The 17641-nt window shown below is 64.2% G+C and carries 16 protein-coding genes; 13 read left to right on the forward strand and 3 right to left on the reverse strand.

Annotation, left to right across the window (positions count from 1 at the left end):
• Position 1: 1 nt before the first annotated feature.
• The 3 genes from EIP75_RS16405 to EIP75_RS16415 all read right to left on the reverse strand — a co-directional run bounded on the left by EIP75_RS16405 (position 2) and on the right by EIP75_RS16415 (position 2679).
• A complete protein-coding gene (locus EIP75_RS16405) occupies positions 2–739 on the reverse strand; it encodes a helix-turn-helix transcriptional regulator (protein WP_125244361.1) in 738 nt (245 codons plus the stop codon).
• 64 nt (positions 740–803) lie between these two features.
• A complete protein-coding gene (locus EIP75_RS16410; RefSeq protein ID WP_125244362.1) occupies positions 804–1376 on the reverse strand; it encodes a hypothetical protein in 573 nt (190 codons plus the stop codon).
• Between the two features lie 94 nt (positions 1377–1470).
• The gene (locus EIP75_RS16415) at positions 1471–2679 is read right to left on the reverse strand and encodes a patatin-like phospholipase family protein (protein WP_125244363.1); all 1209 of its coding nucleotides are present in this window, start codon (positions 2677–2679) and stop codon (positions 1471–1473) included.
• Positions 2680–2898: 219 nt separating this feature from the next.
• Here EIP75_RS16415 and recA point away from each other — a divergent pair, with 219 nt between their 5' ends.
• From recA to EIP75_RS16480, 13 genes are all read left to right on the forward strand, one after another.
• Positions 2899–3948: a recombinase RecA gene (gene recA / locus EIP75_RS16420; protein ID WP_125244364.1), complete on the forward strand. Its 1050-nt coding sequence runs from the start codon at positions 2899–2901 to the stop codon at positions 3946–3948.
• A gap of 42 nt (positions 3949–3990) precedes the next feature.
• A complete protein-coding gene (gene recX / locus EIP75_RS16425; protein WP_125244365.1) occupies positions 3991–4455 on the forward strand; it encodes a recombination regulator RecX in 465 nt (154 codons plus the stop codon).
• A gap of 189 nt (positions 4456–4644) precedes the next feature.
• Positions 4645–5805, forward strand: a complete 1161-nt coding sequence (gene sucC, locus EIP75_RS16430) for an ADP-forming succinate--CoA ligase subunit beta (protein ID WP_125244366.1) — start codon at positions 4645–4647, stop codon at positions 5803–5805.
• A gap of 22 nt (positions 5806–5827) precedes the next feature.
• Positions 5828–6721, forward strand: a complete 894-nt coding sequence (gene sucD, locus EIP75_RS16435) for a succinate--CoA ligase subunit alpha (protein WP_125244367.1) — start codon at positions 5828–5830, stop codon at positions 6719–6721.
• A gap of 80 nt (positions 6722–6801) precedes the next feature.
• Positions 6802–7503: a TerC family protein gene (locus tag EIP75_RS16440; RefSeq protein WP_125244368.1), complete on the forward strand. Its 702-nt coding sequence runs from the start codon at positions 6802–6804 to the stop codon at positions 7501–7503.
• A gap of 36 nt (positions 7504–7539) precedes the next feature.
• Positions 7540–9054, forward strand: a complete 1515-nt coding sequence (locus tag EIP75_RS24615) for a serine/threonine-protein kinase (RefSeq protein WP_233584913.1) — start codon at positions 7540–7542, stop codon at positions 9052–9054.
• 25 nt (positions 9055–9079) lie between these two features.
• Positions 9080–9883, forward strand: coding sequence for a Stp1/IreP family PP2C-type Ser/Thr phosphatase (locus tag EIP75_RS16450; protein ID WP_125244369.1), 804 nt, complete (start codon positions 9080–9082; stop codon positions 9881–9883).
• 56 nt (positions 9884–9939) lie between these two features.
• Positions 9940–10770, forward strand: coding sequence for an FHA domain-containing protein (locus tag EIP75_RS16455; RefSeq protein WP_125244370.1), 831 nt, complete (start codon positions 9940–9942; stop codon positions 10768–10770).
• A gap of 44 nt (positions 10771–10814) precedes the next feature.
• Positions 10815–11630, forward strand: coding sequence for an MBL fold metallo-hydrolase (locus tag EIP75_RS16460; protein WP_125244371.1), 816 nt, complete (start codon positions 10815–10817; stop codon positions 11628–11630).
• Positions 11631–11906: 276 nt separating this feature from the next.
• Positions 11907–12365 (forward strand): pilin, encoded by a 459-nt coding sequence (locus EIP75_RS16465; protein ID WP_125244414.1) that lies wholly within the window; start codon positions 11907–11909, stop codon positions 12363–12365.
• Positions 12366–12594: 229 nt separating this feature from the next.
• Positions 12595–14658, forward strand: coding sequence for a transketolase (tkt, locus tag EIP75_RS16470; protein WP_199758620.1), 2064 nt, complete (start codon positions 12595–12597; stop codon positions 14656–14658).
• Between the two features lie 54 nt (positions 14659–14712).
• On the forward strand, positions 14713–15711 hold the full coding sequence (gene gap, locus EIP75_RS16475; RefSeq protein ID WP_125244372.1) for a type I glyceraldehyde-3-phosphate dehydrogenase: 999 nt from the start codon (positions 14713–14715) through the stop codon (positions 15709–15711).
• A 263-nt stretch (positions 15712–15974) separates the two neighbouring features.
• Positions 15975–17639 (forward strand): S8 family serine peptidase, encoded by a 1665-nt coding sequence (locus EIP75_RS16480; RefSeq protein WP_158622881.1) that lies wholly within the window; start codon positions 15975–15977, stop codon positions 17637–17639.
• Positions 17640–17641: the final 2 nt, after the last annotated feature.

Below are 17641 nucleotides of genomic sequence, written 5' to 3' on the forward strand. Positions count from 1 at the left end.
GTCACAGGCCGCCATCGCTGAGGACCAGGGCCACCGCCTCGGCGCGTGAGCCCACCTGCAACTTGTCATACAACTTGTCGAGCTGGTTGCGGATGGTGGCCGGGCTGCGGCCCCGCAACTGGGCGATCTCCTGGTTGCTCCGCCCCGCAGCCAGCCAGCCCAGCAGATCCCGCTCGATGGCTGTCAACCGGTAGGGCGCATAATCTTGGGCTTGCGAAGGCGCGTACAGCCTGCACAGGGCCCCATGCAGCAGGGGACACAACAGGCTCAGCATGACGATGATGTGCGGGCGTTCCAGATCGGTGGGCACCTGCGCGAAGCTGAAGTACGAGGCCATGGCGCCGGACAGATCAGGCACGCCGTGCACGGCCAATCGCCCCAGTCCCAGGGACTCGATCTCCTGAATTTCGCGAGGCGACAGGCGCTCACGGTCCGCCGGAAGGTCGATCACCTCGGCCTGCCGGCTGCCCAGCCAGCGCTCGATCACCGGCCGCTCGCGGATGTTGATGTCGTCCGGGATGCGCTGCAGCAGCCAGGGCGGGTAGCGCACGCCGATGCGGTGGCGGATGTGGAGGTGGTCAAAGCGACGCTGGCCGATCACCGCCAGCAGCATGCCATGGGGCAGCAGCGCCGCCACGTGCTGCTCGACCAGTTGCTCGAAGCCGTCGGCACCCTCGACTCGGGCCGCCGCCTGCGCGAACCGCGCGAACCTGATCGCTTGCTCATCGCTCAATTCCATGCGGCGTCCCGTGTGCTTCCTGTCGTGCTTCTTCCGGACGCCACTGTATCGCCAGGCTGGAGCGCTAGGGAATCAGGTCGATCGAGGCCGTCAGGGCCACTTGGCGACGCGCGACCCGGTCTGTGATCACGGCATGCACCTGGTACCGGCCGATGGCATCGGTGTGATCGAATGTCGTCGCGAGGCTGGCGTGACCCAGTTGCACCTGTCCATCGGGCGAGGGCCGATCGCCCAGCGGGCCGGTGCCTCCGGGCGTCACACGGCCTTCGGGCGTGACCATGTTGAAGCGCACGGTGAGGTCGCAGGCGCCCTGCGCATTGGCCTGGCAACCATGGTAGAGAACGCTGGCGGTGAGCTTCTCGCCCCGGCGCACTTTGTCTGTGCTTTTCAACTGTGGGGGCGTCGGGCGCGCCCATGCGCGCCTGAACGCGTCGCCATCGTTGCTCAGGACCAGCATGGCACCCAGGTTGCCGTTCGAGCGCATCTCCGGCCTGTCGGGCAGTGGCTTGCCATCGAGGGTGACCCAGCCGGCATGGCTGATCAGCGGGGCAGCCAGTGCGCAGGTCAGCAGCCGCAGGGCTGTCTGTAGGCCACGGCGTGGTAGGGGTTGTCGATGCAGGGGGCGGGCTGACCGCATGGCGTCTCTCCTGTTTGAATGAGGACACCAGCATGGCCGTGCTGCCGGGCGCAAGGATGGGACATTCGTCCTATCGGAACCCTGGCCGGATCTGTCAGGGGTGAGTGCTCAGGCCAGCGCTGCTCAGGAAGGTGTCTTCGATCTGCAGCGAACTGCGGTGGCCCACGTCTGCGCGGTGTGCCGCCAGCCATCCCTCGGCCGCCTGACGCCCCAGGGCATGCAACTGCTGCAGGAAAGCCCAGTCGGTGTTGAACTTGCTGGAGGCGTTGTAGGGCATCAATCCATCGTCGTCGGCCACCATGTGCAGTCGCAGGTCCTTGTAGCGGCCCGGGTCCAGCTTCTGTTCCTTCAGCAGGCGCGAGACGAAGGCAATGGCCCGCATCTCGCCGATCAGGCTGGTGTTGAAGGTGATTTCGCTGAGCCGGTCGATGATGTCCATGCTGCGCGTGGGCGTGTCGTGCCGCATCAACGCGTTGATCTTGACCAGCAGGATGTCCATCGCCTGCGTGTTGTAGATCAGCGGGAAAAGAGCGGGGTTGCCGGTATAGCCACCATCCCAGTAAGGCTCGCCGTCGATCTCGACGGCCTGGAACACGAAGGGCAGGCAGGCTGAGGCCAGCAGGGCGTCCACGCTCAGCGCTTGGTCGGTGAAGACCCGGGCCTGGCCCGTGCGCACCGAAGTGGCGGTGATGAACAGGTGCACGCCGCAATCCTGGCATCCCTGGTGCAGGGCCTCGACCTTCACGTGGCGCTGCAGCACGTCGCGCAGTGGGTTCAGGTTCAGGGGGTTGAACTCATAGGGGCTGAAGGCCCGCGTGAACATGTTCAGCCATTGGTAGGCCGGGAACTGGTCGAAGTTGAACTCGGGCCGCAGCATGCCGTTCTGGATCGTGAGCGGCGAGAAGATGGGCCCGTGGCGGCTGACGTCCTGCCAGAAATCGCGCAGGCCTTGCTGCGCCCGGCGGCGGGCCTCGGCCTCACCGCCCTCGGCGTGGCCCTGCACATAGGCGCTGAGCATCACTGCGCCGTTCAAGGCACCCGCGCTGGTGCCTGAGATGCCCATGAAGTTCAGCCCGTCGTCGTCCAGCAGGCGGTCGAGCACACCCCATGTGAAGGCGCCGTGGGATCCGCCGCCCTGCAAGGCCAGGTCCACCGTGGGCCGGTCGCCGGGCGCTGGCTTCTTGCGCCGCGGAGTGATGGCCTTGCGGGCGGGCGCCTTGGACTGAGTGCTGGCCGCTGCGTTTTGACGCAAAGGGCTGCTGGTGGACGGGGCAGGCTTGGCGGGTGTACGGCGAGGGCTCATGGGCACAGTCTATACACATTTGCTGCGGTGCAGCAAATGATGGGCTGGTGGCTGATTGATCCATTGCCCCCAACCGGGCCACCCTTCAGAGGGCGTGAAAATAAAGAGACGAGTACTGTACAAAGATCCAGTCTTTGCCATAATGGCGCCAACACGTCGGCCCGGCCGATACCCACCCAACCTCTCGCGGCCCCTGCTGCCGCCCCTCGGAGACCCCGCATGGAAGCCACCGCCAAGTCCGCCCTGAGCACCGAAAAAGCCAAAGCCCTCCAGGTCGCGCTGGCCCAGATCGAAAAGCAGTTTGGCAAGGGTTCCATCATGCGTCTGGGCGAGGGCGAAGTGATCGAAGACATCCAGGTTGTCTCCACCGGCTCTCTGGGCCTGGACATCGCCCTGGGCGTCGGCGGTCTGCCGCGTGGCCGCGTGGTCGAGATCTACGGCCCTGAATCCTCGGGCAAGACCACGCTCACCCTGCAGGTCGCGGCCGAAATGCAGAAGCTGGGCGGTGTCTGCGCCTTCATCGATGCCGAGCATGCGCTCGATGCCCAGTACGCCCAGAAGCTCGGTGTCAACCTGCAGGATCTGTTGATCTCCCAGCCCGACACCGGCGAGCAGGCGCTCGAGATCGTCGACGCCCTGGTGCGTTCGGGCTCGGTCGATCTGATCATCGTCGACTCGGTGGCTGCCCTCACGCCCAAGGCTGAACTCGAAGGCGAAATGGGTGATTCGTTGCCCGGCCTGCAGGCCCGACTGATGAGCCAGGCCCTGCGCAAGCTCACCGCCACCATCAAGAAGACCAACTGCATGGTCATCTTCATCAACCAGATCCGCATGAAGATCGGCGTGATGTTCGGCAGCCCCGAAACCACCACGGGTGGCAATGCGCTCAAGTTCTACGCTTCGGTGCGCCTGGACATCCGCCGCATCGGCTCCATCAAGAAGGGCGAAGAGATCATCGGCAACGAGACCAAGGTCAAGGTTGTCAAGAACAAGGTCTCGCCCCCCTTCAAGACGGCCGAGTTCGACATCCTCTACGGCGAAGGCATCTCCCGGGAGGGCGAGATCATCGACCTGGGCGTCACGGCCAAGATCGTCGACAAGTCCGGCGCCTGGTATGCCTACGGTGGCGAGAAGATCGGCCAGGGCAAGGACAACTCCCGTGAGTTCCTGCGCGAGAACCCCGATCTGGCCCGCGAGATCGAAAACAAGATCCGCGAGTCGCTGGGTGTTGCCGCGATGCAGGCAGGTGTCGCTGCCAGCGCTGAATAAGGCGGTGGTCGGGGCAGGCGCCTTGCTGCGCATGGGGCCTTCATGAGGCCGCAGCTGTCCCTGAAAGGGCGGGCGCTCAAGTACCTGGCTGCCCGCGAGCACTCCCGCCTGGAACTCACCCGCAAGCTGGCGCCCCACGCCGAATCGGCCGACGAAGTGCAGCGTGTGCTCGATGAGCTCGAGCAACGCGGCCTCCTGTCGGCCGAACGTTTTGCCGAATCGGTGGTGCATCGCAAGGCCGCCCGTTACGGCGTGGCACGCGTCAAGGCCGAGCTGTCCCAGCACCGCCTGCCCGATGAGCTCACCCGCAGCGTCACCGAGCAACTCAAAGCCACCGAATTCGACCGGGCCCACACCCTGTGGGCGCGCCGGTTTGGCGAACCGCCCACCACCCCGGAAGACCGTGCCCGTCAGACCCGTTTCCTGGCCGGGCGTGGCTTTTCGGGTGACGTCATCCGGCGCGTTTTGCGTGGCGATGGGTTCCGTGATGCGGAACAAGCTGACTGAATCCACCCTCGCAAAGCCCCGCTGAGCGGTTCGGCGCCCCTGCATTCGAGGGGGCAGCGGTGCTATGCTGAGAGGTGCTCCGCACGAATTACCCATTCGCGTGCGGCGCGCCCCCGGCGTCCGATCGGCCCGGGGGTTTTGTCATGTTCGACAAGAACGAACGCTACACAAAAGACTGCGAGTCTTCACATGAAAATCCACGAGTACCAAGGCAAAGAGATCCTGAGCCGATTTGGCGTGCCGGTCCCAAGAGGCATCCCGGCATTTTCCGTAGACGAAGCCGTCGCTGCGGCTGAGAAACTGGGTGGCCCCGTGTGGGTCGTGAAGGCCCAGATCCACGCAGGCGGCCGTGGCAAGGGTGGCGGCGTCAAGGTCGCCAAGTCGCTCGACGATGTCAAGCGTCTGGCCGGCGACATCCTGGGCATGCAGCTCAAGACGCACCAGACCGGGCCCGAAGGCCAGAAGGTCAACCGCCTCTACATCGAAGACGGCGCCGACATCCAGAAGGAATACTACGTGTCCGTGGTCACCGACCGTGGCACCCAGAAGATCGCTTTCATCGCCTCCAGCGAAGGCGGCATGGACATCGAAGAAGTCGCCCACAGCACGCCCGAGAAGATCATCACCGTCTTCATCGACCCGCTGGCCGGCCTGACCGATGCGCAAGCCCAGCAGATCGCCGACGGCATCGGCATGCCGGCCGATTCGCAGGCCCAGGCCAAGGACATCTTCCAGAAGCTCTACCAGTGCTACATGGAAACCGACGCGTCGCTGGTTGAAATCAACCCGCTGAACCGCGACGGCAAGGGCAATGTGATCGCCCTGGACGCCAAGTTCAATTTCGACAGCAACGCCCTGTTCCGCCACCCGGAGATCGTGGCCTACCGCGACCTGGACGAAGAAGACCCGGCCGAAGTCGAAGCCTCCAAGTTCGACCTGGCCTACATCCAGCTCGACGGCAACATTGGCTGCCTGGTCAACGGCGCCGGCCTGGCCATGGCCACCATGGACACCATCAAGCTGTTCGGTGGCGAGCCCGCCAACTTCCTCGATGTGGGCGGCGGCGCCACGGCCGAGAAGGTCACCGAAGCCTTCAAGATCATGCTCAAGAGCCCCAAGGTCAAGGGCATCCTGGTCAATATCTTCGGCGGCATCATGAAGTGCGACACCATCGCCGATGGCGTCATCACCGCCTGCAAGGCCGTGAACCTGAACGTGCCGCTGGTGGTGCGCATGAAGGGCACCAACGAAGAACTGGGCAAGAAGATGCTGGCGGACTCCGGTCTGCCCATCATCAGCGTGGACACGATGGCCGAAGCGGCCACCAAGATCGTCGCCGCCGTCAAGTAACGCCCAAGGAATCGAGACCATCATGAGCATTCTCATCAACAAGGACACCAAGGTCATCACCCAGGGCATCACGGGTAAGACTGGTCAGTTCCACACCCTCGGTTGCCAGGCCTATGCCAACGGCAAGAACGCATTCGTCGCTGGCGTGAACCCCAAGAAGGCCGGCGAGAAGTTCTCCGACATCCCCATCTTCGCCTCCGTCAAGGAAGCGGCCTCGCAGACCGGCGCCACGGTGTCCGTGATCTACGTGCCGCCCGCTGGCGCCGCTGACGCCATCTGGGAAGCCGTCGAGGCTGATCTGGACCTGGTCATCGCCATCACCGAAGGCATTCCCGTGCGCGACATGCTGATGGTGCGCAACAAGATGAAGGCCAAGGAAGCCGCCGGCGGCAAGAAGACGCTGCTGCTGGGTCCCAACTGCCCCGGCCTGATCACGCCCGACGAGATCAAGATCGGCATCATGCCCGGCCACATCCACCGCAAGGGCCGCATCGGCGTGGTCAGCCGCTCCGGCACGCTGACCTATGAAGCCGTGGCGCAATTGACCGAACTCGGCCTGGGCCAGTCCAGCGCCGTCGGCATCGGTGGCGACCCGATCAACGGCCTCAAGCACATCGACGTGATGAAGGCCTTCAACGACGATCCGGACACGGACGCCGTGATCATGATCGGCGAGATCGGCGGCCCTGACGAAGCAGAAGCCGCCCAATGGTGCAAGACCAACATGAAGAAGCCCATCGTCGGCTTCATTGCGGGCGTCACCGCCCCTCCGGGCAAGCGCATGGGCCATGCCGGTGCGCTGATTTCCGGTGGTGCAGACACGGCCGATGCCAAGCTGGCGATCATGGAAGAGTGCGGCTTCACCGTCACCCGCAACCCGTCGGAAATGGGCAAATTGCTCAAGGGCCTGCTGTAAGCCCCCGCAATTAATCTCATCGTTCCTCACAAGCAGCCCCTACACTTCGGGGCTGCTTTTTTTGTTTGTTGTTTTGAGACATGGACGCTTTACTGACCCCTGATTTCTGGCTTGCCGTAGGCCAGATCATCATGATCGACATCCTGCTGGGTGGCGACAACGCCGTGGTCATCGCGCTGGCCTGCCGCAACCTGCCGGCCGACCTGCGCCGCCGCGGCATCCTGTGGGGCACGCTGGGCGCCATCGGCCTGCGCATCGTCCTGATTTTCTTCGCCATGTCCCTGCTGGCCTTGCCCTACCTGAAGCTGGTGGGTGCGGCGCTGCTGCTGTGGATCGGCGTCAAGCTGCTGGTGCCCGAAGAAGACGGGCACGGCGACATCAAGGGCAGTGATCGCCTCTGGGGCGCCGTCAAGACCATCATCATTGCCGACTTCGTGATGAGCGTGGACAACGTCATTGGCATCGCCGGTGCGGCCCAGGGGGCCGGCGGCCATGAAGGCCATCAAATGGCCCTCGTCATCTTCGGCCTGGTCGTCAGCATTCCCATCATCGTGTGGGGCAGCAGCCTGGTGCTCAAGATGATGGACCGCTTCCCGGTGATCATCACCGCTGGCGCCATGTTGCTGGGGTGGATTGCTGGTACGCTGGCGGTTTCCGACCCGGCCGTCACGCCCTATCTGGCCACCTCCGACTCCATGCGGTATGTCTGGGGTGCCGCTGGCGCGATCCTGGTCTACATGGTGGGCACTCTCCTGGCGCGTCGCCAGTCCACCCAGGCGTGACGACAACATGGTGATCCAAGGGCAAGGGGAGCGCTCATGATCTGGTGGGTGGTGCTGTTGCTGGTCGGTGTCGCGGTGATGCTGGCGTGGTGGATGCTCAGGCAGAACCGTCGGCCAACGGTGCCGAGCCGTTCTTCGGGTTTTGCGGCGTCGACCCGCCCGGCACCCACGCGCCCCATGGTGGGTCGTACCAGCGGGCAGTCCCTGCAGACAGGGGCTTCCAGCCCGCCTCGCGCGGCTGCCCGGCCCCGCACCGAGGACACCGGCCCTGAGACGGTGCTGTCCTACCTGCATTTCTCGAACAGCAACCCGCTGTCTGATTACCCTTCCGAGATCGCCAGTGATTTCGGTCCGTCTTCCCTGCCACCGGATGAGTCTCCAGACCGCCAGCGCATCGAGCGCGCGCTGCGCGACCTGCAGGACGGCCCGGCCGACAAGGCCTGGGACTCCCTCAAGGGATTTCGCCCCGAGCCTGAGCACCAGGCGGCCTGCCTCGAAACGCTGGAGCGCATTGCGCTGGCCTTCGAGCGCGACCAGCGTTTCGATGCCGCCCGTGACGTCTACGAGCACATGGCCGACACCGATCCGCACTGGCGCGATGTCAAGGTGCGCCTGATGCGTGCCCGGGGCCTGGCCCAGAACGCGGCGGTCAACACCTGGGGCACGGTGCCTGCGCAGCCGATGCCGCAGATCACCAGGCCGCAACTCGGCAAGTACCTGGTCGACAAGGAAATCGGCCGTGGTGCCATGGGCGCCGTCTACCTGGGATACGACCCGGCCACCGACCACCGCGTGGCGCTCAAGACCATGGCGCTGGCGCAAGAGTTCAGCGGCAGCGACCTGGTCGATGCCCGGTCGCGCTTCCTGCGCGAGGCCGAGATGGCCGGCCGCCTGGAGTACCCCGACATCGTCAGCATCATCGATGCCGGTGAAGAAAACGGCGTGGCCTTCATCGCGATGGAACTGGTGGAAGGCACCGACCTGAGCGAATACACCGCGCCCGATCGCCTGTTGCCGCTGGAGCACCTGATCCCCATCATGGCCCGTGTCGCGGCGGCCCTGGCCTACGCCCACACCCGTGGCGTGACGCACCGAGACATCAAGCCTGGCAACATCATGGTCGACCTGAACCGCGACGTGGTCAAGGTGATGGATTTCGGCGTGGCCCGCGTGGCCGATGCCGCCCGTACCCGCACCGGGGTGGTCCTGGGCACGCCCACCTTCATGTCGCCTGAGCAACTGGCTGGCCAGAACATCGATGGCCGCTCTGACCTGTACTCGCTCGGCGTCACCTTCTTCCAGTTGCTCACCGGGCAGTTGCCTTACCGCAACGACTCCATGGCCGTGCTGATGCGCGCCATCGCACGTGATCCGGTGCCACACGTCACCGAGATCCGCCCCGATGTGCCCCAGGCACTGGGCGACATCGTGGCCCTGGCACTGCAGAAGCACCCCAACACCCGCTACGCCGATGGGCAGCAGATGGCCGAGGACCTGAGGGCCGTGGCCCAGGCCATGCAGGCCCGCGCTGTCGATCTGGACCTGGGCTGAACGGAAACCGGGGACAATCGCAGCCATGGACTTCGAGTTCTTCAGTCAAACCGACACCGGGCGTGTCCGCACCAACAACGAGGATTCGGTGGCGATCGACGCCGCCGGGGGCGTGGTCGTGCTGGCCGACGGCATGGGCGGCTACAACGCCGGTGAGGTGGCCAGCCAGATGGCCTGCGAGTTCATCAGTGCCGAGCTGGTGCGCTGGCTGGCCCAGGCGTCGCAGTCGGCCACCGATGTCGACGTCAAACGCGCCATGGACATCTGCGTGGACAACGCCAACCGCGCCATCTTCAGCGCCGCGCATTCCAACCCGACGTACGCCGGCATGGGCACGACGCTGGTGCTGTCGGTGTTCCGGCCCGGCCGCGTGCTGGTGGGCCACATTGGCGATTCGCGGGCCTACCGCTGGCGCCAGGGTGAGCTGCAGCAGATCACCCGAGACCATTCGTTACTGCAGGAACAAATAGACGCAGGTATCCTGACTCCCGAACAAGCCGCGGTGTCCGCCAACAAGAACCTGGTCACGCGCGCCGTGGGGGTGGAGGACTACGTCTTGCTTGAAACCCGGGTGCATGAGTTGCAAAGCGGTGACATCATCCTGATGTGCTCTGACGGCTTGTCGGACATGCTCGATGACCGCCAGATCGCCGAAGTGCTGACAACCAGCCACAGCAGCCTGCCAGAAGCCGGTGCCGCCTTGATTGCGGCCGCCAATGCAGCCGGCGGGCGGGATAATATCGCTGTGACGCTGACCCGTGCCCAGGGAGCGACCGAACAGCCGCCCAAGGCATGGTGGCCATTCCGTCGGTTGGGCAGTGGCGCCTAGCGTCTCGTTGCTCCCTTCAAAACCCGAATCAAAACCCAATACCCAAGAGGTTCCGCATGGGAAAGCTGGTCGTCTCGCTCGACGGGGTCGTCATCAAGGAAGTCCAGATCACGAAGGACAAGACCTCCCTCGGCCGCCGTCCCTACAACGACATCGTCATCGACAACCTGGCGGTGAGCGGTGAACATGCCATCATGCAGTTGATCGGCCAGGATGTCTTCATCGAAGACCTGAACTCCACCAACGGCACGTACATCAACGGCAAGGCCGTCAAGAAGCAGCTGCTGGCACACAACGACACGGTCGAGATCGGCAAGTACAAGATCAAGTACTTGGTCGAAACGAGCGATGAGTTCGAGAAGACCATGGTCATGCGGCCGGGCGGTGGTGGGTTCGCCGGTGTGGGTGCCGGTGCTGCAGCCCAGCGCCCTGTGCCGACCGCCATGACCATGCCCGGCGGGTTGGGCGCGCCCATCGGTACGCCGCCCTCCATGCCGGCAGCCCCTGCACCTGCCGTGGCCAGTCCGGTCGCCGGCTACCAGGTGTCGGGTGGCGCTGCCGTGGCCACGCCACCGGTTGCCGCGCCCACCGGATTCGGCACGGGCTTCGGTGGCCTGGGCGCGCAAACACCGGCCTCCATCAAGGTGCTCAACGGCGCCGCGGCTGGCCGTGAAGTGCAGTTGACCAAGGTGGTCACCACCGTGGGCAAGCCAGGGGTGCAGGTCGCCTCCATCACCAAACGCCCGGGTGGCTATGTGTTCGCACACGTCGAGGGGGCCGCGCGCCCATCGGTGAACGGCTCGGCCGTGGCCGGGGATCCGGTACAGCTCAAGAACGGTGACGTGATCGAGCTGGCCGGCACGCAGATGCAGTTCGTGCAGGCCTGAACCCAGACGCGACCGCCGCATCACGGCCGCAGGAGTCGTCGTCCATGATCCGTGTTCTTGGTTGCCATGGGTCGATCGCGGCCCGCTGCCACACCACCTCCTTCCTGCTGGACGACGACATCCTGATCGACGCCGGCAGCGGAGTGGGTGAACTGCGGCTGGACGAACTGGCCCGCATCGACCACATCCTGCTCAGCCACAGCCACCTGGACCACATCCTGAGCGTGCCCTTGCTGGCCGACAGCGTGATCAAGCTGCGCATGGGGCCGGGTGGTCTGCCAGACCTGCGGCCGATCCAGGTGCACGGGCTGCCGCAAACGCTGGAAGCCATCAAGGCGCACATCCTCAACGGAGTGATCTGGCCAGATTTTTCTCGCCTGCCCAGCGCGGCGCACCCGATCCTGACACTGCATCCTTTCAACATCGGCGATGTGCTGACTTTCCCGTCGCACGGTGGAGGGGCCGATCGTGTAGTGCGTGTGCTGCCGGCCCGGCACACGGTGCCTGGCGTGGGATTCGGTGTGGAAACGCCCCAGGGCTTGTGGATCTACACCGGCGACACCGGGCCCAACCCGGATCTCTGGAAGCTCCTGTCAGGCCAGCGCATCGCGCAACTGGTGATCGAGACAGCCTTTGGCAACGAAGAGGCTCACCTGGCAGAGATCAGCGGGCACCTGTCGCCGCAGTCGCTGGCGAAAGAGCTGGCGCAGCTTGATGGGCAGGTGAGCGTGTTCATCACGCACCCCAAGCCTGGCGAAGTGCCGGCCGTGTTGTCGCAGATCCGCGCGCTGGACAGCCAGCATCGGATCGAGCCCTTGCGTGAGGGGCAGCGGTTCGGGGTGCCGGTGTCGGACAGGTGATCGCCCAAAGACAGTTTTTGTCGGCATAAGCCTGACAAAAAATGTCAGTGCGCCGGCACAGAGAGCGCAAGTGGTCACCTTGCAGTGGCAGTTGCGTAAACAGATGTCACAAATGCGGGCTGGGCTTGCGGGTAAACGTGTGAAATGTCTCACCGTTCCCGCAGACGAGGGGTTGGCACGGGCAGTGCAAATAGAGAAGCACGGCGGTCGATCCGGCCCCGGGTCGAAAGCAACCTCACAACCAGGGCTCAGCCCTCAACGGAGTTCAACATGAATATGCAACAAGCTCGTCGCACAGCTCAACAGGGTTTCACGCTGATCGAATTGATGATCGTCGTGGCCATCATCGGCATCCTGGCCGCAGTGGCTCTGCCTGCTTATCAAAGCTACATGGCCAAATCGCAAGTGACCACGGCGTTCGCTGAAATCACGGCGGCCAAGGTGAACATTGAAGAGAAGATTGGTGGTGGTTTGACTGACGCTGAAGCTACTGCCATTAGCGGGACTACTTTGGCGGCGCTGGGGCCTCTGGGCTTTACCGCCAACACGTCGGAGCGCTGCTCTGCTTACGAGTCAACCGTTGGGACGGATGGCGTTGCTAAGATGGAATGCACCATGAAGGGCAGCTCTGATATTGCGGAAAAGAAGATCTCCTGGAACCGCGACGCGAACGGTGTGTGGAAGTGCGAGTCGGACGCTCCGCTGAAGTTGCTGCCTAAGGGCTGCACCAACTAATTAATACGCAAAGCGCGTCCAAGGGCTCTGCCGTTAACGGCAGAGCCCTTTTCATTTGGTGACTCTTACAAGACTTGCCCCGGAACTGCGTGATGCCCCGGATTGCTTCCTCACAGAGAGAGTGATGTCAGTATCGCCGTGGCATCAGGGCGCAGGCGACTCTCGCTCGCGAGCAGCCTCAGCTTTGACCCGCTAAAATGCTACTTTTCGCCTCTTCGCCCTGACCTCCATGCCCGACACCACCAAGAACGCCTCCGCCATGGCCCACGCCATCCGCGCGCTGGCGATGGACGCCGTCCAGCAAGCCAACTCTGGTCACCCCGGCGCCCCAATGGGCATGGCCGACATCGCGGTGGCTCTTTGGGGCCGCCATCTCCGGCACCACCCCGCCCAGCCCCAGTGGGCTGACCGTGATCGCTTCGTGCTGTCCAACGGCCACGGCTCGATGCTGCTGTACGCGCTGCTGCACCTCACGGGTTATGACCTGTCGGTCGAAGAACTCAAGAACTTCCGCCAGCTACACAGCAAGACCCCGGGCCACCCCGAGGTCGGCTACACCCCTGGCGTCGAAACCACCACCGGCCCGCTGGGGCAAGGCGTCACCAACGCCGTCGGTTTTGCACTGGCTGAAAAACTGCTGGCTGCCGAGTTCAACCGCGATGGCCACGCCATCGTGAACCACCACACCTACGTCTTCCTGGGCGACGGTTGCCTGATGGAAGGCATCAGCCACGAGGCCGCGGCCCTGGCCGGCGCCTGGAAGCTGAACAAGCTGATCGCGCTGTACGACGACAACGGCATCTCCATCGACGGCAAGGTCGCGCCCTGGTTCATCGACGACACGCCCAAGCGCTTCGAAGCCTATGGCTGGGACGTGATCGACCTGATCGACGGCCATGACGCCGACGAGGTCGACGCCGCCATCGCCCAGGCCAAGCTGAGCCAGACCAAGCCCACGCTGATCGTCTGCAAGACGGCCATCGGCAAGGGCTCGCCCAACCGCGCCAACACGGCCAAGGCCCACGGCGAGCCGCTGGGTGCCGAAGAAATCGCGCTCACGCGTGAAGCCATCGGCTGGGCGCACGAGCCCTTCGTGTTCCCCGAAGAGGTCTATGCCGATTGGGATGCCAAGGCCGAAGGCCAACTGCTGGTCGACGACTGGAACCAACGCTTCGCCGCCTATGAAGCCGCGCACCCCAGCCTGGCCGCCGAGTTCACGCGCCGCATGGCCGGCGAGCTGCCCGCCAACTTCGCCGAGATCGCCGTGAACGCCGTTGGCGCCGCGCACGACAAGGCCGAGACCGTGGCCAGCCGCAAGGCCAGCCAGATCGCGCTCGAGTTCTTCACCGCCGCACTGCCTGAATTGTTGGGCGGCAGCGCCGACCTGACCGGCTCGAACCTGACCAACACCAAGAGCACGCCGCCCCTGCGCTTCGACGAAACCGGCGCCGTGGTGCTGACTGAAGACGGCAAGCCCGGCCGCCACATCAACTACGGTGTGCGCGAGTTCGGCATGGCCGCCATCATGAACGGCGTGGCCCTGCATGGTGGCTTCATCCCTTACGGCGGCACCTTCCTGACCTTCAGCGACTACAGCCGCAACGCCATCCGCATGGCCGCGCTGATGAAGCAGCGCGTGATCCACGTGTTCACGCATGATTCGATCGGCCTGGGCGAAGACGGCCCGACACACCAGTCGGTGGAGCATGCCGCCAGCCTGCGCCTGATCCCCGGCCTGGACGTCTGGCGTCCGGCCGACACGGCAGAGACCGCCGTGGCCTGGACCATGGCCCTGGCCAACAAGAACCGTCCCAGCGCGCTGCTGCTGTCGCGCCAGAACCTGCCCTACGCGCCCAAGACCGACGCCGATGTGATCACCCAGGGCGGCTACGTGCTGGCCGAGCCCGCCGAGGTGGGCCTGCGCAAGAAGGCCCAGGGCGTGATCATCGCCACCGGTTCTGAAGTGCAGTTGGCTCTGCATGCCCAGGCCGAACTGGCCAAGCAGGGCATCGCCGTGCGCGTGGTGTCCATGCCTTCGACCACCGTGTTCGACCGCCAGCCAGAGGCCTACAAGAAGTCCGTGCTGCCCGCCGGCCTGCCCCGCATCGCCGTTGAGGCCGGAGTCACGGACGGTTGGTGGAAGTACGGCTGCGCCGCCGTGGTCGGTATCGACACCTACGGCGAATCGGCCCCGGCCAACGTGCTGTTCAAGCACTTCGGTTTCACCACCGAGAACGTGGTCGACACGGTCAAGGTGGCCCTGGGCCTGGCGCGCCGCAAGGTGGCTCGCTGATCCCCGCAACGAATTCGTTTTCCTGCAATTTCAATTCTTCAAGAGAGAACTGACATGACCATCAAGATCGGTATCAACGGTTTCGGGCGCATCGGCCGCATGGTGTTCCGCGCCGCCATCCAGAACTTCAACGACATCGAAGTCGTCGGCATCAACGACCTGCTCGAGCCCGACTACCTGGCCTACATGCTGAAGTACGACAGCGTTCACGGCCGCTTCAAGGGCGAGGTTTCTGTTGATGGCAATACCCTGATCGTCAACGGCAAGCCCATCCGCCTGACCGCCGTGAAGAACCCGGCTGAACTGAAGTGGGACGAGGTCGGCGCCGACGTGGTGGTCGAATCGACCGGCCTGTTCCTGACCAAGGAAACGGCCGAGGCCCACCTGAAGGCTGGCGCGAAGAAGGTGATCCTGTCGGCGCCTTCCAAGGACGATACCCCGATGTTCGTCTACGGCGTGAACCATGCCAGCTACAAGGGCGAGGCCATCATCTCCAACGCCTCGTGCACCACCAACTGCCTGGCCCCGATCGCCAAGGTGCTGAACGACAAGTGGGGCATCAAGCGCGGCCTGATGACCACGGTGCATGCCGCCACCGCCACGCAAAAGACGGTGGATGGCCCCTCGAACAAGGACTGGCGCGGCGGCCGCGGCATCCTCGAGAACATCATCCCCTCCAGCACGGGCGCAGCCAAGGCTGTGGGCGTGGTGATCCCCGAGCTGAACAAGAAGCTGACGGGCATGGCCTTCCGCGTGCCCACCTCCGACGTGTCGGTGGTGGACCTGACGGTCGAGCTGAACAAGGACGCCACCTACGAAGAGATCGCCGCCGAGATGAAGGCCCAATCGCAAGGCGCCCTCAAGGGCGTGCTGGGCTACACGGAAGACAAGGTGGTGGCCACCGACTTCCGCGGTGAATCGTGCACCTCGGTGTTCGATGTCGAGGCCGGCATTGCTTTGGACAAAACCTTCGTGAAGGTCGTGTCCTGGTACGACAACGAGTGGGGCTATTCGAACAAGGTGCTGGAAATGGCACGTGTGATCGCTAAGTAAGTAGTTACCACCCTGAATACAAACGGCCCTGCGGGGCCGTTTGTTGTTTTTAACGTTGAACTTTCCCGTCAAACGGCCGAACACCCTGTAACGCCTGCTTCATGGACATCGCTCGACGTCGATAATCTGGCGCGATTGAACGCAAGGAGATCCGAGTGACGCGCAAGGCCCTGGCCCTGATGGTTTTATTGTTGGCGACCTCTTCGTGGAGTGTGGCGGCCGAGCGTATGGCTCTGGGTCTCATTGTCAAAATGAGGGATGCAGTGCCCGAGTCTGTCGTGCGCTTGAAAGCAGCATCGATACCGAAGGAGCAACCGCAACGGCTGCGGGCCCGCCTGGCCTCGGCCGCGCACAAGGCCGGTATTTCGTATGTCGTGGAGCGTCCCACCGCTTTTGCGGCCAACGTGATCCACAACGGCCGGCCGATGCGCCTCAGGGATGCCCAGGCCCAAGCGGCACGCCTTCGTCAGAACCCGGATGTGGAATGGGTGGTGGTCAATGAGCTGGAGCAGCGCCATGCCGTGGTGTCGCCCATTCCGCCCAATGACATCCACTATGGCCAGCAGGGCTGGTTGGCTGCCGCAGCCACTGGTGGTCTGCCCAATGTGCCGGCGGCGTGGAGTTTCCTCAATGCTCAGGCGCTGTCGCCTGTGGTGGTGGCCGTGCTGGACACCGGCGTTCTGCGGCACCCGGATCTGAACGGCCGAGTCTTGTTTGATGATGGCTACGATTTCGTGTCCGAAGCCGACTATTCGAACGATGGCAATGGCCTTGACGACGACGCCACGGATCCGGGTGATTACGTGACCTCGGGCCAGATTGCCCAGAATCCGGTGCTGTATGAAGACTGCGATGGCGCAAGCCCCAGCTCATGGCATGGCACCGAAATCATCGGGCAACTGGCTGCTGCCACAAACAACAACACCGGGATTGCCGGGCTGCTGGCATCGCTGCCCGGGGCACCGGTGCTGCCTGTCCGCGTGGCCGGACAATGCGGCGCCGCTGTGATCGACATCATCGAAGGCATGCTGTGGGCGGCAGGCATCAACTACAACGGCCGTCCCAAGGTCAACGCCCATCCCGCCCGTGTGGTCAGCCTGAGCTTTGGCGGGAATGACGACTGCTCCTGCGACAGCAGCCGCGGCATGACAGGGGCCTGCCTGTATCGGGAGGCGATCGCTGCACTCAAGCAGAAGGGCGCCATCCTGGTGGCTTCTTCGGGCAATGCGGGCGCGTCCAATGTGAATGGCGACATCAAAACATCGCGGCCCGCCAACTGCCCTGGGGCGCTGGCAGTCACAGCGCTCAATGTGGATGGACGCAAGGCACAGTACGCCAATCTGGTGCCTGCAGAGGGCATCGCCACCGTAGGTGGTGATCCCAGCCATGGCGACAACAGCATCTACACGACGTCGAACAACGGAACGCAAGGGCCCACACTCTCAGGTGGCGTTCCGACCAATGACTACAAGTCGGTGCAGGGCACGAGTTTCTCTGCGCCCATCGTGGCTGGCACGGTGGCTTTGATGTGGTCTGTCAACCCCGGCCTGAGTGTGGATGCGCTGCTGGCCGGCCTGCGATCAGCGGGGGTGCGGCCCCATGCCGCCGTGGGATCGCTGCCGGTTTGCTCCGCCTCTCCTTCCTCGCCAAGCAGTGGCTCATGCAACTGCACGACCGCCACGTGCGGTGCCGGCGTTCTGGATGTGAATGCTGCCGTGCAGTGGGCCGCGTCCCAGACGATCACGCCCTATGTGGATGTGCCGGTGACAGCGTCATTCTTCAATCCTTCCCTCATGAGGGCGGGAACGAGCAGCAACCCACCGACAGGTGGCGGCGGGGGCGGTGGCGGTGCGATGGATGCCGGCACCCTGCTGGGGGGGCTTGCGCTGGCGGCCTTGTTCAGCGCAACACGTCGCAGGCGGCCGTGATG

This window comes from Aquabacterium soli, from assembly GCF_003933735.1.
In the GTDB taxonomy this organism is placed as follows: Bacteria; Pseudomonadota; Gammaproteobacteria; order Burkholderiales; family Burkholderiaceae_C; genus Aquabacterium; species Aquabacterium soli.

Coding starts and splice junctions, on each gene's coding strand:
- EIP75_RS16405 (WP_125244361.1), bottom strand. CDS start 739: ATGGAATTGAGCGATGAGCAAGCGATCAGGTTCGCGCGGTTCGCGCAG.
- EIP75_RS16410 (WP_125244362.1), bottom strand. CDS start 1,376: ATGCGGTCAGCCCGCCCCCTGCATCGACAACCCCTACCACGCCGTGGC.
- EIP75_RS16415 (WP_125244363.1), bottom strand. CDS start 2,679: ATGAGCCCTCGCCGTACACCCGCCAAGCCTGCCCCGTCCACCAGCAGC.
- recA (WP_125244364.1), top strand. CDS start 2,899: ATGGAAGCCACCGCCAAGTCCGCCCTGAGCACCGAAAAAGCCAAAGCC.
- recX (WP_125244365.1), top strand. CDS start 3,991: ATGAGGCCGCAGCTGTCCCTGAAAGGGCGGGCGCTCAAGTACCTGGCT.
- sucC (WP_125244366.1), top strand. CDS start 4,645: ATGAAAATCCACGAGTACCAAGGCAAAGAGATCCTGAGCCGATTTGGC.
- sucD (WP_125244367.1), top strand. CDS start 5,828: ATGAGCATTCTCATCAACAAGGACACCAAGGTCATCACCCAGGGCATC.
- EIP75_RS16440 (WP_125244368.1), top strand. CDS start 6,802: ATGGACGCTTTACTGACCCCTGATTTCTGGCTTGCCGTAGGCCAGATC.
- EIP75_RS24615 (WP_233584913.1), top strand. CDS start 7,540: ATGATCTGGTGGGTGGTGCTGTTGCTGGTCGGTGTCGCGGTGATGCTG.
- EIP75_RS16450 (WP_125244369.1), top strand. CDS start 9,080: ATGGACTTCGAGTTCTTCAGTCAAACCGACACCGGGCGTGTCCGCACC.
- EIP75_RS16455 (WP_125244370.1), top strand. CDS start 9,940: ATGGGAAAGCTGGTCGTCTCGCTCGACGGGGTCGTCATCAAGGAAGTC.
- EIP75_RS16460 (WP_125244371.1), top strand. CDS start 10,815: ATGATCCGTGTTCTTGGTTGCCATGGGTCGATCGCGGCCCGCTGCCAC.
- EIP75_RS16465 (WP_125244414.1), top strand. CDS start 11,907: ATGCAACAAGCTCGTCGCACAGCTCAACAGGGTTTCACGCTGATCGAA.
- tkt (WP_199758620.1), top strand. CDS start 12,595: ATGCCCGACACCACCAAGAACGCCTCCGCCATGGCCCACGCCATCCGC.
- gap (WP_125244372.1), top strand. CDS start 14,713: ATGACCATCAAGATCGGTATCAACGGTTTCGGGCGCATCGGCCGCATG.